Annotated in this window: 16 protein-coding genes; 7 read left to right on the plus strand and 9 right to left on the minus strand. The window is 46.9% G+C overall.

Annotated features, from left to right (window positions below; genetic code table 11):
• Positions 1–2: 2 nt before the first annotated feature.
• Together LHL18_RS00305 and LHL18_RS00310 are read left to right on the plus strand one after the other, a co-directional pair.
• Entirely contained in the window at positions 3–329 is a 327-nt protein-coding gene (locus LHL18_RS00305) for a hypothetical protein (RefSeq protein ID WP_134055071.1), read from the plus strand.
• Between the two features lie 56 nt (positions 330–385).
• Complete coding sequence (locus LHL18_RS00310) at positions 386–820, plus strand: hypothetical protein (protein ID WP_226765326.1); 435 nt, start codon at positions 386–388, stop codon at positions 818–820.
• Between the two features lie 22 nt (positions 821–842).
• Here LHL18_RS00310 and LHL18_RS00315 read toward each other — a convergent pair whose 3' ends face one another.
• The 5 genes from LHL18_RS00315 to LHL18_RS00335 all read right to left on the minus strand — a co-directional run bounded on the left by LHL18_RS00315 (position 843) and on the right by LHL18_RS00335 (position 5,459).
• Positions 843–1,238 (minus strand): MAPEG family protein, encoded by a 396-nt coding sequence (locus LHL18_RS00315; protein ID WP_226765327.1) that lies wholly within the window; start codon positions 1,236–1,238, stop codon positions 843–845.
• A gap of 34 nt (positions 1,239–1,272) precedes the next feature.
• A complete protein-coding gene (locus LHL18_RS00320; protein WP_226765328.1) occupies positions 1,273–2,370 on the minus strand; it encodes a rhomboid family intramembrane serine protease in 1,098 nt (365 codons plus the stop codon).
• A 1-nt stretch (position 2,371) separates the two neighbouring features.
• On the minus strand, positions 2,372–2,962 hold the full coding sequence (locus tag LHL18_RS00325; protein ID WP_134055063.1) for a hypothetical protein: 591 nt from the start codon (positions 2,960–2,962) through the stop codon (positions 2,372–2,374).
• Between the two features lie 142 nt (positions 2,963–3,104).
• On the minus strand, positions 3,105–4,148 hold the full coding sequence (locus tag LHL18_RS00330; RefSeq protein WP_226765329.1) for a patatin-like phospholipase family protein: 1,044 nt from the start codon (positions 4,146–4,148) through the stop codon (positions 3,105–3,107).
• Between the two features lie 24 nt (positions 4,149–4,172).
• Positions 4,173–5,459 carry an anti-phage deoxyguanosine triphosphatase gene (locus LHL18_RS00335; RefSeq protein WP_134055061.1) on the minus strand — a complete coding sequence of 429 codons (1,287 nt, stop codon included), beginning with the start codon at positions 5,457–5,459 and terminating at the stop codon, positions 4,173–4,175.
• A gap of 173 nt (positions 5,460–5,632) precedes the next feature.
• Between LHL18_RS00335 and LHL18_RS00340 the strand changes: the two genes are divergently transcribed.
• The gene (locus LHL18_RS00340) at positions 5,633–5,941 is read left to right on the plus strand and encodes a YebG family protein (RefSeq protein WP_134055059.1); all 309 of its coding nucleotides are present in this window, start codon (positions 5,633–5,635) and stop codon (positions 5,939–5,941) included.
• On the opposite strand, the gene LHL18_RS00345 is transcribed toward LHL18_RS00340, so the two are convergent.
• Entirely contained in the window at positions 5,938–7,335 is a 1,398-nt protein-coding gene (locus LHL18_RS00345) for an alanine/glycine:cation symporter family protein (protein WP_134055056.1), read from the minus strand. The genes LHL18_RS00340 and LHL18_RS00345 overlap by 4 nt on opposite strands.
• A 154-nt stretch (positions 7,336–7,489) precedes the next feature.
• On the opposite strand from LHL18_RS00345, the gene LHL18_RS00350 reads away from it, so the two are divergent.
• Both LHL18_RS00350 and LHL18_RS00355 read left to right on the plus strand, forming a co-directional pair.
• The gene (locus LHL18_RS00350; protein WP_134055054.1) at positions 7,490–8,467 is read left to right on the plus strand and encodes a cation diffusion facilitator family transporter; all 978 of its coding nucleotides are present in this window, start codon (positions 7,490–7,492) and stop codon (positions 8,465–8,467) included.
• 55 nt (positions 8,468–8,522) lie between these two features.
• Positions 8,523–9,101, plus strand: a complete 579-nt coding sequence (locus LHL18_RS00355) for a lipid-binding SYLF domain-containing protein (protein ID WP_226765330.1) — start codon at positions 8,523–8,525, stop codon at positions 9,099–9,101.
• 24 nt (positions 9,102–9,125) lie between these two features.
• Here LHL18_RS00355 and LHL18_RS00360 read toward each other — a convergent pair whose 3' ends face one another.
• Positions 9,126–10,340 (minus strand): pyridoxal phosphate-dependent aminotransferase, encoded by a 1,215-nt coding sequence (locus LHL18_RS00360; RefSeq protein WP_226765331.1) that lies wholly within the window; start codon positions 10,338–10,340, stop codon positions 9,126–9,128.
• A gap of 245 nt (positions 10,341–10,585) precedes the next feature.
• Here LHL18_RS00360 and LHL18_RS00365 point away from each other — a divergent pair, with 245 nt between their 5' ends.
• Complete coding sequence (locus LHL18_RS00365; RefSeq protein WP_226765332.1) at positions 10,586–11,449, plus strand: glucosaminidase domain-containing protein; 864 nt, start codon at positions 10,586–10,588, stop codon at positions 11,447–11,449.
• A gap of 1 nt (position 11,450) precedes the next feature.
• Positions 11,451–12,101: a DUF2987 domain-containing protein gene (locus LHL18_RS00370; protein ID WP_226765333.1), complete on the plus strand. Its 651-nt coding sequence runs from the start codon at positions 11,451–11,453 to the stop codon at positions 12,099–12,101.
• Positions 12,102–12,107: 6 nt separating this feature from the next.
• Here LHL18_RS00370 and ttcA read toward each other — a convergent pair whose 3' ends face one another.
• Positions 12,108–13,046, minus strand: coding sequence for a tRNA 2-thiocytidine(32) synthetase TtcA (ttcA, locus tag LHL18_RS00375; RefSeq protein ID WP_134055046.1), 939 nt, complete (start codon positions 13,044–13,046; stop codon positions 12,108–12,110).
• A gap of 79 nt (positions 13,047–13,125) precedes the next feature.
• Positions 13,126–14,058, minus strand: a complete 933-nt coding sequence (uspE, locus tag LHL18_RS00380) for a universal stress protein UspE (protein WP_134055044.1) — start codon at positions 14,056–14,058, stop codon at positions 13,126–13,128.
• Between the last annotated feature and the right edge of the window lie 13 nt (positions 14,059–14,071).

The following is a 14,071-nucleotide window of genomic DNA, read 5'->3' on the forward strand; positions in this document are numbered from 1 at the left end:
TAGTGTCATTAATTAATTGCCCAATACACGGGCAGGTAGGACTTCATCCTTATATCTCTAAAGCTTTAGGCCACGAGTTAGATATTGGTAGTAGGTTGAAAGTCGCTGATATACATAAGGTTAGGGTCGAAATTTATGATGATGATGAACAGTTATCAACAAACGATTACTACTTGTTATCTGGTGAAGTTTCGGCAGATCTGGCTCTTATAGTCATTAGAAATGAAAAAGACGAGGAAAATCTCCTCAAGCCTTTGATGGTGAATTTTAAAGGGGGAGGATATTGTGTTAGGTGTTTTCGTAGTTTCCTGAGCAACTTGTCGGAGTGAATAAACGCCTAACATGCTTGAATTCAACAATACATGACTTTTAAGGCTTTGATTATATGGACATTGTATCCAATGCAACAAAATGGGTTGAGCAAAATCAATCGCTAATTTGCCTGCTTGGTAGAACATTGACCTTGGAAGAGCAAATCATTGCTAGTCATGTAGGCGTAGCTACGCCTGAACAAGTGCATATTTATGAAGTGCCTGTAATCAAGCCTCCGAATGATCCGGTACTTGCGGCGTCATGTGAGCAATTTGGTTTTTTAACAGCCAATACAATTGGTTTAACACTAGGTTACGGCATTTATATTAAGCAAGGGTATTTGACCACTCGGTTGTTGTCACATGAATTACGGCATGTGTATCAATATGAGCAAGCCGGCTCTACCGAGATGTTTCTAAGCCGTTATATTTCAGAGATTATGAAGTTTGGTTACGAAGATGCCCCTTATGAGTTAGACGCACGGTCTCACGAGTTAGGAAACACATAAACTCTTGGTTTGAAACTGTCACTCAGCCACCCAATACTGCTCGGCCAGCCATAACGAATGCAGCAATCATACCTGCACCCCAGACGGTAGAGCGAAGGGTAGAGTAGTCGAACCAATAACACAGTAAATAAGCGATACGGCTGGCAATAAACACCCAACCCAGCGTGACTGTGGTTTGGTCAACAATGCCTGTGGCCAGGGCTGCAAAAACTGCACAGGCGTAAATTAGCAGTGCTTCAAAGCTGTTGTAATGCGCCGCATTGGCGCGTTGGCCAAACCCTTTAAGCGCAGCTTGCTGCGCTCTTGGATTATGGTTGTCATACCCGCCTGATTTTTGCATAGCAAAAGCCAGTGGGGCTTTGGCCAGAAAAGGCAGCAGCATGGCGAGAAACAGTGTTAATAATAATGAGGTTGTCATAATTTACTCCGTTACAGGGCAGGCCTGCTGTTGATCAGCGTAGTATTTTGGCTTCTGGCCGTTGCAGTAATTGTAACATCGGGTTTTTCGCCATCACTTTTTGCTTTAATGCCAGCCCAACAGCCAGCCCTGCTACCAGCCCACCCAGATGTGCCCAGTAAGCTACACTGAGATCTTCAGATAACAAACCGATAATATTCATTGCTGCCCAGATGGCAAAATACCATGCCGGATTGAGCTTTTTCTGCCAGACGATAAACATAAATGTCAGGCTGGCGTGGCGGAACCACAGTAAATACATACCAAAAAGACCTGCAACAGCGCCACTTGCACCCACCATTAGCAGGTCACGGTCTACCAGATAACAAGCGAGCAGTTCAGTTAAAGCAGCAATAACACCACAAAACAGATATACGGTCAGAAATTTCCACGGTCCAAGCGCATCTTCAAGATTGTCGCCTATGATCCAGAGAAAATACATATTGCCAATCAGATGAAGAACACCACCATGCAGAAACTGGTAGCTTAGCAAAGTCCACCATTGCTGCTCTGCGAATAATGTTAAAGAGTCCAGCGCAAAATAGCGGAAAGTCCAGTCAGTGGCATTATTATCAAAACCATACAGGATAAAAATCAAAATGTTCAATGCCAGCAGACTCCAGGTAATAATCGGAGTGCGATGCGGCTTGATGTTGTACTCTTTTGGCATCTGTGTGAAAAACTGAAACACCCAGCTTTTGGTGCACACTTTTTGGTTCAGGATCGTAAGTGCTGCTTGTAGTTTTGGTGCGGCCAGTACTTGCTCGGCTTCATTGCCATCCACCCAGATGCCGTTACAGCGAGCGCAGTTGTCTATGGTAACCTGATAGTTTTTTAGCAAATGATACTGCTGCATTTTACTGTTGCAACGGTGACAATGGTACTGATGCTGTGCCAGCTTTTCACCAAAATTGTTCTTAACACAGTATGGATCTGTCAATTCGCTGCCATGCACGATGGCCTGGCTAAGCTCAGCATCATCAAACCATAAACCATTACAGCTGGCGCAGCGGTCAACCTGTTGGCCATGAAGCTCAACAGTTTGCAGTGTCTGATCCTGGCAACAGGGGCAGTATTGTTGCGGCTTGTTCATTCTACTCTACCTCAATGTTCTGCTGTGCCAGCGTTTGCTTAAGTTTTTGCGTATCGGCTTCAAATTTTGGCAATACATCAGTTTCCATCTGCTCAACCAGTTCCAGCAGTAACTTTGAACCATAAGCACTGTGATAGAAGCTACTGTAAATCTTCTGGTAAATATCATTTGCCTGGCGATAAAACTGCCGGCTGGCACTTAACAGGGATGGTGGTGTTTCCAGAGTGGCGGGAGAGTACTTCATGCTTTCCCATACAAAGGTATCCAGTTGTAATGGGTAACGCTTAATGGTGTGGGCGCCAGCGCCTTTTATTTGCTCAGTATAGTCGCGGATCAGCTGTAAGTTGTCAGCCAGTTCCTGCTGCAGGGATGTGCGAAGGTAGTAATTATTTTTATCGCTTTGGATCTGTTCAAACATAACCGCCTGTTGTAAACCTTGCTGAGCAGCAAGGTAGACACCCAGAACTGTGGCAATAATCATTGAAACCTGGCTTATCCAAAAACTCAGGTTTGAGATCTCACCTTGTTGCAACGCAATTTTTTTGCCGATTTTACGCTCTTGTGTAATGTCACAAGTTTGTATTGTATTCATCAGAGGATCACGGGAAGGCATTGTACATCCTTGTTTGGTAAACTAAACGTGACGCAAGTGTAACCTGAACCAAGCGGCAGATTATAGCTGGTTCTTTAACCGGTACGTTTAACTGCTTCAATTTTGAACAATTTAAGTTTTATTACAACGCCTCGAGGGTGAATTTTCCTTGATGCATAGCGTCTGCCAGTTCTTCAGAGCGCTGTATAACAGTCTGCCAGTAATTTATTCTGGTACTGTCTGGTAGTTTAAAGTCATTTCGATCCGGTATTTTTCCATAGGGAAGTGATTGCACCCAGGATGGGCTGGGGCAGAGCAACACCACATTATGCAAATGAGCCGGATTGGCTTTGCGCCACTTCAAAGCTTTATCAAACCAGCCCGGCGTCAGATAGGGGTAGAAATGAGGGTACAATACCAAACCCTCATTACTGAAAGGTAAATCGAAATGGTAGTCGGTTACACCGCCATCGTAATATAGCCCCGGACCTGCACCGGCAATATTCTCTACCGGATTTAGCACCATAGGGATAGAGCCACTGGCCAGCACTGCTTGCTTTAAGTTTGCTGTCGTAAGCTCAACATGTCTTGTTGGTAGTGTACCCGCATTATGGAACGGCGACATTTCACCCGCGACATGGAACAACACACGTTCAAAAAAATGGCGTAAGTGTCGGCGGCTAACTAAATTCGCACCTGCAGCCAACGTCAGAGCACCTGCTTGCAGCAACCTATGCCGTGCAGAGGAGATACGCTGCGCTTTGGCAACTACAAGGCTCAGCTTTATATTTGGATTATCAAGTACCTGCTGCACCTCTGTCTCTGAGGGGAACACATCATCAATAATACGGGCGGAAATTTCGCTGATAAGCGCTGTATCGGCGTATTTAGGGTAGGTGATGTGGCTATATGCCTGACAGAAGCGTTTGGAGGCCGCTACCGGGGCTGCCTGTGCAAAACAGGCAAAACGCCAGGCACCGGCGGAGCTGCCAAGAATATGCAGTGGCGTGCTGCGCTGTCGGAAAAAACTGCCAAATAAGTATTGGTCCAGCCCGTACAGACAAAACCATTTGGGTCCACCGCTGGCACCTACCATGACATTAAAATCGGCCTGGTTAAAGCCATGCTGCTTGATCTGAGCCAGGGCTGTTGGCCCGGCTAATACCCGTAATGCGTGTTGTGACAAAACTCTTAACCTGCCTGATAAATATTAGCTATTTGCATACAGTCTGCGGTACATGTGCTCTGCATAGTCATCGGTCATGCCGGAGATATAATCACATATCACCCGGGTTTTAAGCTGCGCTGGTGCTTGTTGCCAACGTTGCTGGGTATTCGCAGGTAACAAACGAGATGGGTCCGATGAAAATGCATCAAACAAAGCCATCAGCATATTCTGGCAGCGAAAACGCGATTGCTGAATGTCAGGCCGCGCTATAACACAGCGGAATACCACCTGTTTCAGACAATGCAAAATGGCTTGCGGCTCTTTACTTAATACCGCATTAAACCTAATCAGTGGCTGTTGCGCTTGCGGGAGTACTTCAGCCAACCCGACCGAACTGATAAGCAGATTTACCAGTGAACCTATCGCGTCTTTACGTAAATGATGTTGGTTACTGAACAGCGCTGCGCTTATTTGCTGCATCATCTGTTTTAAATCGCTGGAAAGCGCTGCCCATTCAGTTTCTGTGTGCTGTTGCCACTGGCTCTGGCTGATATTGCCAAGCACTATGGCGTCTTCCAGGTCATGCACGCCGTACGCTATATCGTCCGCCAGTTCCATAATCGATGCATCAAGCGACTTATAGCGTGATTTGATAAAAGGGGACTCGGTCAGCTGTTCAGTGCTTTGAAATAATACTCTGTCTGAATCGCTAAGCGGACTGAGGATCCAATCGAGTATATCGGCATCAGCAGCAAAAATAGCTTTGGCCGGCTTCCAGGGGGTTAAATTAAGCGGGTTTTGCTGCGGCAGTGTTGTACTGGCCAGTGATGGCTGCAATACCGGGTATTTCAATAGGCCGAGTAAAGTACGGCGGGATAAATCCATACCATGTTGCTGGGTATAAGGTTCAAGTTTTGCCACAATACGCAGTGTCTGGCCATTACCTTCAAAGCCGCCGTCTTGCAGCATTTTATAGTTAAGCGCTGTTTCGCCACCGTGACCAAAAGGCGGGTGGCCAATATCATGTGCCAGACACAACGACTCCATTAGTGCATCCTGAGGCAAAATAGGTAACAGGTCTGCCGCCGTTTTACTGCGTAGCTGGCTAACCAGGCCAGTGCCAATTTGGGACGCTTCCAGAGAATGCGTCAAGCGGGTACGGTAAAAATCATTCTGGCCAATACCCAGGATCTGTGTTTTTGCCTGTAAGCGACGAAAAGCAGCGGAATGAAGAATACGGGCCCGGTCGCGTTGCCATGGTGTGCGCTGATCACCCGGTCTGCTATCAGTGGCACCTGAGCGTCGTTCAGACCATACGGAAAAATCCATACTATTCCTTGATAATTCAAACTGCTAAGCAGTCATGGGCGGTTTTGCTTTTGGTTTTTATATTACGCCAATCGGTGTCAAAGTTCGAGTAGACAAAAGTGGCAATAAAACATTAGACAGCTGTATATTTATACTGTATAAAATAACAGTATTCTGAACGAGGGAGAAATACTATGGCTGTGATTATAAAGTATGTAGTAGAACGTAACGGAGCAGAGAAGATGACTTTTACCTCTAAAGCCGAAGCTGATGCTTATGATAAAATGCTTGATACTGCAGATGAGCTGAGTAGTTTTTTAACTGCGACTGAGCTGATGAGTAATGAAAAGCAGACAGAGGCTCTGGCACTGTACCTGGCACAGCATAAAGACGATTTGCTAATAGCGCTTGGTGCGAAAAAGCCTGCTGCGAAAGCTGACAAGGCTCCAGCTGCCAGCAAAACGGCTAAAGCCAGTATTGCTGCTGTAGAGCAAGCCGCTTAATGCGGCTGCTTTAATTTTTGCCAGTACCGCTGCAGATCGGCTTTTACTTCAGGTAACAATAAGTACAATGCGAGAATATTGGGTACAGCCATTAAAAAAATCATCGAATCGATAAAATTAAAAACTGCCATCATGTTTGGTACAGCACCTATTGAAACAATTAGGCAAAACAGCACTTTATATAACTGAGTCAAATGCTTATTGTGGCCTACAATATAGCGCCAGCCGGTCAGGCCGTAGTACGACCAGCTTATAACCGTAGAAAAACCAAACAGCAATAAAGCCACCATCAATACCCATGGGAACCAGCTGAATACTGAAGCAAACGCACCTGAAGTGATTTGTACTCCATCAAGGCCTGGCAGCTGATAAGCGCCGGTCAGGATAATAACCAAAGCGGTAATAGTGCAGATAACTACTGTGTCAATAAACGGTTCGAGCAAACCAACAAAGCCCTGGCTGACCGGATCTTTAACCTGAGCCGCGGCATGGGCTATAGGTGACGAGCCAATGCCCGCTTCATTTGAATAGGCGGCACGGCGAAACCCCTGGATCAGCACACCAATAAAGCCACCGTAGCCTGCTTCAGGGCTAAATGCGTTTTGTACAATCAGCCACAATGCGGCTGGTATTGCACTGGCATGTGTGGCCATAACAAACAGTGCGGCAACAAGATAGATACCACACATCAGAGGCACAAGTTTACTGGTCACCCGGGCAATACTTTTTAAGCCGCCAATAATGACTGCAGCCACCAGCAGCGCATAAATTACACCAAACAGCCAGGCATTATCGAACCCGGTAACTGTTTTTAGCTGCACAAACCCTTGATTAACATGAACAAAACCGGCTGAACCAAAAATAACAAACACAGAAAACGCCAGCGCCAGCACACTGCCGACTACAGGCAGATTATATTTGTCGAGCGCGGCTTTGATATAGTACATAGGCCCGCCGGATACAGAACCATCGGCATTGATTTGCCGGTACTTTACTGCAAGGGTACATTCGACAAACTTCGTTGACATCCCCAGTATGCCGGCCATGATCATCCAGAAAGTTGCACCCGGACCACCTAAACTAATTGCAACAGCCACGCCGGCAATATTGCCTGTACCTACAGTTCCGGAAAGTGCTGTACTAAGCGCCTGAAACGGCGTAATTTCGCCTTTTGCCCCGCTACGCTGGTTACTGTTTAGTAAACTGATCGCATGCGAAAAACCACGCACATTGATAAAGCCAAGGTAGCAGGTAAATACCAGCGCACCACAAATCAGCCATATCAATACCAGAGGTACACTGATGTTATTCACATCAAAAGCATAAAATACAACGGCGGCAATTTTGGTTGTCAGGCTCTCAAATGCCTGTTGCAAAGAAAAGTCAGTGATCATTTATTCGTATCAGCGGTATGGACGGCTATATGTGGCGACAAGACTACTGTGTTATTGCTGGCGAAACAAGAAATTATGTTAAACCCTACTGTGCCGATTGTACCGTGACAATATTGCTTTTATGCTGAGAGCATCAGTAGTGGAGAGCATATCAATGACAGCATCTGAACCAGACAGCGAGAAAACTTCTGCGCATCATCACAGCCACAGTTCGCACCGGCACGGTGTGCATGAACATCACAGCCACCATGGTTTGCACTCACACCATTATGATGAAAGCAGCAATATCGCACTGGCATTCTGGCTTAATTTTTGTTTCGCGTTGATTGAAATAGCTGGCGGCATCTTAACCAATAGCGTCGCCATTATTGCCGATGCGATACATGACCTGGGGGACAGTCTGGCAATAGCATTCGCCTGGGTTGCCAGTAAGGTTGCAAAAAAACAGCCTACAGAACGCTACAGCTATGGTTTCAGGCGCTGGTCATTGTTAAGTGCGCTGATAAGTGGCTTGATCTTGTTATCTGGCTCGGCCTGGGTGCTATCTGAAGCGATTCCCCGCTTGTGGCAGCCACAATTACCGCATACCGGTGGCATGTTTGCACTGGCGATCCTTGGTATAGCAATCAATGGCTTTGCCGTACTGCGTTTACGTAGAGGTAAAACACAGAATGAAAAAATACTCAGCTGGCATTTACTGGAAGATGTATTAGGTTGGGTAGCGGTGCTGATTGGTGCTGTAGCAATGTATTTTACCGGCTGGGCCTGGCTGGACCCGGCGCTGTGTATCGGCTTTAGCGTGTTTATTTTATTTAATGTGCTTAAAAATCTGCGCCAGACATTAAGTCTGTTTTTACAGGTGTCGCCAGATCCTGAGTTACAGCAAACTATTTCCAGCCAACTGATTGAACTGGATTTCGTTAACTCGCTACACCATGTGCATTTATGGTCGTTGGACGGTGAACAGCACGTGCTGACGATGCATGTTGAAATTGCAACCCCGGCAGATCTGTCGCAGCAACTGACGTACAAAAAGCGCATTGCAGCGGTATTGGCGCCATACAACCTCAGTCATACTACCGTTGAGTTTGAAATCAGTGGTGAAGAATGCCGTGATACCGGGCGCCGTTAAGTGATACTTCAGCAAAGCCAGCTACACTGTTTGGGAACCTTTCAAGGAGTAAGCTATGTTGATGAAATCTTATCAAAAAATACTGGCTGTTTTGCTGTTGGCAATGTTTACGCTGTTACAGGGCTGCGCCGGTGGTGTGAATGCTACAGCCGCTGAGCAACGTAACGTAATTAATCAGATGCGCTCTGATGTGCTGTCTCAGCTATACCGTGAAAAATCCAGCGCCCGTGCTGAAGTGCAGGGGGCACCAGGTTATGCGACGTTCAGCAATGCTAATGTAAACCTTATTCTGGCCAGCGTGGGTGGCGGGTATGGCATTGTACACAACAACCGTACCGGCAAAGATACTTACATGAAAATGGGCGAGCTGGGCGTTGGTCTTGGCGCTGGCGTAAAAGATTTTCGTCTGGTGCTGGTGTTCCATACAAATGAAGCCCTGCAACGCTTTATTGACCATGGCTGGGCGTTTGGTGCCCAGGCTGACGCTGCTGCAAAAGCCGGTGATAAGGGCGGCGCTGTTGGGGCTGAAGCCAGTGTCGATGATGTGAGTATTTATCAGTTTACAGAGGCCGGCCTTGCGCTGCAGGCAACTGTCAAAGGTACCAAGTTCTGGGTGGATAACGACTTGAACTAGAAAAAGGCAGCATAGCTGCCTTTTTTACTGACTATAACCTGGCAAAAACTGTGCAAGCTTACCTATGGCCGTTGCTAATTGCTCTTTGTGTGGCAGGAATACGATACGAAAATGATCCGGCTCTGGCCAGTTAAAGGCTCGTCCATGCACTAACAGCACTTTGTGCTGGCGCAGAAAATCCAGCACAAACACCTCATCATCCTTAATCCGGAATTTCTTCCGATCTATCTTCGGGAACAAATACATCGCACCTTTAGGCCGCATACAGCTGATACCGTCGATATTAGTTACCAGTTTATGCGCCAGGTCCATCTGGTCGTATAATCTGCCGCCTGGGACAATGAGTTCATTGATACTCTGATACCCACCCAGAGCGGTTTGTACGGCATGCTGACAGGGCACGTTTGCGCATAACCGCATCGACGCCAGCACATTTAAGCCCTCGATATAATTCTGCGCCAGATGCTTTGCGCCGGAAATAAATAACCAGCCAACGCGAAAACCCGCAATCCGGTAATTTTTAGACAAACCACCAAATGTCAGCATAATAAGGTCGTCGGCTAAAGACGCGGTACTAACGTGCTCGGTGCCGTCATACAGCACTTTGTCATAGATTTCGTCACTCAATACCACCAGCCGGTGTTCGCGTGCAATCTTTAGCAGGTCTTGTAAGAATGCTTTGTCGTACACTGCACCTGTCGGATTGTTGGGGTTTATCAGTACTATTGCTTTGGTTCTTTTACTGATTTTCTCTTTAATATCATTAAGATCCGGGTACCAATCCTGCTGTTCATCACAGCGGTAGTGTACGGGTTTTCCCCCTGCCAGGTTAACGGCAGCTGTCCATAACGGGTAATCGGGTGAGGGGACAAGCACCTCATCGCTGTTATTCAGCAGTGCCTGTAAGGACATCAGGATCAGTTCAGATACCCCATTGCCTATATATACATCATCAGCATCTGCGCCCAGAATGCCTCGCTGCTGGTAGTATTGCGCAACAGCTACACGGGCGCTGTATATACCCTGAGAATCTGAATACCCCTGTGCAGTCGGCAGATTATGAATGACATGTTTAAGAATTTCATCCGGTGCTTCAAAACCAAAAGGCGCGGGATTGCCAATATTCAGTTTCAGGATCCGATGGCCTTCCTCTTCCATTCTTTTTGCTTCCCTGGCAACAGGGCCACGTATGTCGTAGCAGACTCCGTCTAATTTTGTCGAGCGCTCAATGGGTTTCATAACAACGACCTTATTATCTCCGTATTATCCGTCCAGACAGCTATATAGCTGCGAGCCAACAGTTTTCACATAACTAGTGTTGCTTTGCAATGGGTGGCAGGGGGTTTTCAGGAAAAAAACAAGCCAAAACACATTTTCATCGTATAAATTTGCCGGGGCAGGTAAAATAGCCGCGATTTGTAGTAACGAACCGGTTATCAACATAGCAAAGGTGCTATGCAGGCAGGGTAACCTACAGGTGACAGATGGTATTAAAGCGAATAAGTATTTTGGTGTTCTGGCTTGCTGTTGCGGCGGCAGCGTTAAGTCCGTTTTCAGAGCTTGAGCCGGTTAAGCAGCTTGACTCTCTGGAAGAGTGGCAAAAGCCCAGCCGCCTTACTGCACTAAACGAAGCTGATAAAAAGAAGGTCCTGCAACGCCTTGCCTATACGCAACCGATGCCGGTATTCAGTTCGTTACCAGACTTTGACAGTATTGCTGATACGACAGAAAAAAAACGACTGTTTTTTAACTATCTTCGCCCTTATGTAAAACGCGAAAACGCGCGGCTGCGGTCTTTGCGCCAACAGCTATTAGACATTCGTGACAAAAAGCAAAAGCGGCTGCGTATTTCTTTAGAGGAATATGCGTTTCTGTACAGCCTGTATGATGAGTTTCGTATGGATGTTGCAGAAAGTGATATTACCATGCTGGATGAGCTGTTAGAGCGGGTTGATGTGATCCCGGATACACTGGTGCTGATGCAGGCCGCCAATGAATCGGCTTGGGGAACCAGCCGTTTTGCGATTGAAGGTTATAACTTCTTCGGTCAGTGGTGTTTTCGTGAGGGGTGTGGCATGGTCCCGCAGTCCCGTGTCGAAGGTAGCTACCATGAAGTGGCAAAATTCAATAGCCCAGCTGCCAGCATAAAAAGCTATTTTTATAATTTAAATACCTTCCATACCTATGATCACCTGCGTGATATTCGAGCCAGACTGCGCGAAGAAGGGAAACCTGTGCGGGGTGAGGTGCTGGCTGCCGGCTTAGGTGCGTACTCTGAGCGCGGCGAAGAATATATTGCTGAAATCAGCGGCATGATCCGGTTTAACCGCAAGCTTTTGGAAGAATAATATGCGTAATCTGTTCCTATTGGCCGCGTTGGCGCTAGCGCTGCCTGCTACGGCTGATTTGCAGCTGAACTATAATGGTTTTTACGGCCGGATGAAGAAACTGCAGCAGCCGCAATACAGTGATATTACGCTGGCTTTTGCACTGACCGGAGTACACAGCGGTAAGGCATGCCGGTTTTATAGTTTAAAGCTGTTAAGCGATCAGCATGATATTGCCGTTGATATTGCCGGCAACGGCGAGCTTAGTCTGCCGTATGATGAAGCATTAAAAGATAGTAATGCTGTTTTATTACTGCGTCAGGCCGACAATGCTGAGGCTTGCCAGGTAGAGATGCGACTGCGCTCGCGCATGCGCTTGCCATCGTCACTGGATCTTGCCACCTTACAGCATTATCAGCAGCAGTTTGATTTGTTACTCGATGATATGGCGGGGATCAGTAAATACTGGCTGCCGGCAGTGAGTGGTGTCATTGCTGAATTTAACACTGACACTGTTGTGGCAGATATCAAAGAAGCCGCTGGCGACAGCACAAGCTGTAAAGCGAAGCGCTGTTATATAAAACTGAGTGATGCTACGCCAGCAAACAGCCGCTGGTCTTTTAACGAGCGGCCGGCGTACTTATTGCCCCTGATAGAAAGTAATACAGAGTAAAGCTTTTTAACTTAGTGCTATGACCTGGACATCGCTATGCGGGCTGGCGCTTACGTGTTCTGGTTGTTCGTCATCCAGCTCCAGACCAACTGGTACAGCCGGCACGGCGGCTTTATCAAAGGCCGTATCACGTTCGCTAAGTTCGGTATCTTTACTTAATGTGGCGAAACTGAACAAGTTGGTGTCGATCATATGTGATGGCACTATGTTTTGCATTGCCTGAAACATGGTTTCAATACGACCAGGAAAGCGCTTATCCCAATCCTGTAGCATCTCTTTGACGACCTGGCGCTGTAACCCATCCTGTGAGCCGCAAAGGTTACACGGAATAATCGGAAACTGTTTCGCTTGCGCATACTTTTCAATATCTTTCTCTTTGCAGTATGCCAGCGGGCGGATCACTATATGCTCGCCGTTATCGCTGACCAGTTTAGGTGGCATCGACTTCATTTTGCCGCCGTAGAACATATTCAGGAATAAGGTTTCCAGCATATCATCACGATGATGGCCCAGTGCAATCTTGGTTGCCCCCAGCTCCTTTGCTGTACGGTATAAAATACCACGGCGCAACCTGGAGCAAAGAGAACAGGTTGTTTTACCTTCGGGTATTTTCTCTTTGACGATAGAATAGGTATCTTCGGTAACGATTTTAAAATCGACGCCGATTTGGCTTAAATAGCCAGGTAATACCTCCGCCGGAAAACCAGGTTGTTTCTGGTCTAAGTTCACTGCCACAATAGAAAAGTTTATCGGTGCCGACTGTTGCAGGTTTAGCAGGATATCCAGCAGAGTATACGAGTCTTTGCCGCCGGATAAGCACACCATAATTTTGTCGCCTTCTTCAACCATATTGAAGTCAGCAATAGCCTGACCAACGCCCCGGCGCAGGCGCTTATGCAGTTTATTCAGATTGTATTGGGCTTTGGCTTGCGCTGCGTGCGTCATAAAACAGAAGTACCACTAAAGAAAATGGCGCACATTATAACGAAGCGTGCGCCAATACCAAAGCTGTCAATAATAAATCTCAGTCTTTCTGTAGCGGACAGACGAAATTAGCCGGTTTTACCGCCAGCACATCGCAATCCAGACGATCAATCACATGCTCGGCGGTATTACCGATAATCGCTGCAGATAAGCCGGTGCGGCCGATAGTGCCGATCACCACCATCTCGGCATCCAGTTTGGTTGCCAGTTCAGGCAGCACGTCTTCCGGCATGCCTTCTTTGACATGGTAATGTTCACTATCAATATCATACTGGGCCGCTAATGCTGAAACGGCTTCAATATGATGATGTTTCATCGTGCTGTTGTACTCTTGCGGGTTAAACTCCGGTATTTCGATGGCAATGTTTACCGGTGTGCCCGGGTATGCATTGACAAGGTGAGTCTGGGCATTTAACAGGCCAGCCATTTTAAGTGCAGTCGTGGTGACTTTCTGGTTTAGTTCCAGATGATGTTCCTGCTCACTGCCGGCATTGACTGCGGCAATAATATTGCCACCCTGCGGCCAGTCGTGATCTTTGACCAACAGCACGGGGCAGGGGCATTTACGCAGAATATGCCAGTCTGTCGGTGTAAAAATCATCGATTTTAATACATCGTGGTCATGAGTACCTTTTATGACCAAATCGTAGTTGTCTTCCAGCACTGCCAACACAACGGCCTCGAATGGACGATTATGCCAAACCACTTTGATATCAATATTCACACCGCCAGCGCGTGCGGCGGCCAGATAATCACTGATCCACAGCTCACGATCTTTTATTACCGCCTGGCGCATAGATTCACGTTCCTCGCCAGACAGCATAGTGGTCATTTCATAAGAAAAATCATAGACAGACAGGAAAGCGGTAAGTTTACCGCCTTGTAAACGGACGAGTTCTATCGCACGGTTAAGTGCTTTTTGCTTGTCGACAGTAGGATCCAGTACAACCAATACATTGCTGTAAGTTGACATAAGCTGCTCCACG

It is taken from the genome of Rheinheimera aquimaris (assembly GCF_020531985.1).
Classification (GTDB): domain Bacteria; phylum Pseudomonadota; class Gammaproteobacteria; order Enterobacterales; family Alteromonadaceae; genus Alishewanella; species Alishewanella aquimaris.

What these genes read in the sequence shown, in the direction of transcription:
- LHL18_RS00355 (WP_226765330.1), top strand. Translation starts at nt 8,523, where the DNA reads ATGTTGATGAAATCTTATCAAAAAATACTGGCTGTTTTGCTGTTGGCA.
- LHL18_RS00365 (WP_226765332.1), top strand. Translation starts at nt 10,586, where the DNA reads ATGGTATTAAAGCGAATAAGTATTTTGGTGTTCTGGCTTGCTGTTGCG.
- LHL18_RS00315 (WP_226765327.1), bottom strand. Translation starts at nt 1,238, where the DNA reads ATGACAACCTCATTATTATTAACACTGTTTCTCGCCATGCTGCTGCCT.
- uspE (WP_134055044.1), bottom strand. Translation starts at nt 14,058, where the DNA reads ATGTCAACTTACAGCAATGTATTGGTTGTACTGGATCCTACTGTCGAC.
- LHL18_RS00325 (WP_134055063.1), bottom strand. Translation starts at nt 2,962, where the DNA reads ATGAATACAATACAAACTTGTGACATTACACAAGAGCGTAAAATCGGC.
- LHL18_RS00350 (WP_134055054.1), top strand. Translation starts at nt 7,490, where the DNA reads ATGACAGCATCTGAACCAGACAGCGAGAAAACTTCTGCGCATCATCAC.
- LHL18_RS00310 (WP_226765326.1), top strand. Translation starts at nt 386, where the DNA reads ATGGACATTGTATCCAATGCAACAAAATGGGTTGAGCAAAATCAATCG.
- LHL18_RS00345 (WP_134055056.1), bottom strand. Translation starts at nt 7,335, where the DNA reads ATGATCACTGACTTTTCTTTGCAACAGGCATTTGAGAGCCTGACAACC.
- LHL18_RS00360 (WP_226765331.1), bottom strand. Translation starts at nt 10,340, where the DNA reads ATGAAACCCATTGAGCGCTCGACAAAATTAGACGGAGTCTGCTACGAC.
- LHL18_RS00335 (WP_134055061.1), bottom strand. Translation starts at nt 5,459, where the DNA reads ATGGATTTTTCCGTATGGTCTGAACGACGCTCAGGTGCCACTGATAGC.
- LHL18_RS00320 (WP_226765328.1), bottom strand. Translation starts at nt 2,370, where the DNA reads ATGAACAAGCCGCAACAATACTGCCCCTGTTGCCAGGATCAGACACTG.
- ttcA (WP_134055046.1), bottom strand. Translation starts at nt 13,046, where the DNA reads ATGACGCACGCAGCGCAAGCCAAAGCCCAATACAATCTGAATAAACTG.
- LHL18_RS00370 (WP_226765333.1), top strand. Translation starts at nt 11,451, where the DNA reads ATGCGTAATCTGTTCCTATTGGCCGCGTTGGCGCTAGCGCTGCCTGCT.
- LHL18_RS00340 (WP_134055059.1), top strand. Translation starts at nt 5,633, where the DNA reads ATGGCTGTGATTATAAAGTATGTAGTAGAACGTAACGGAGCAGAGAAG.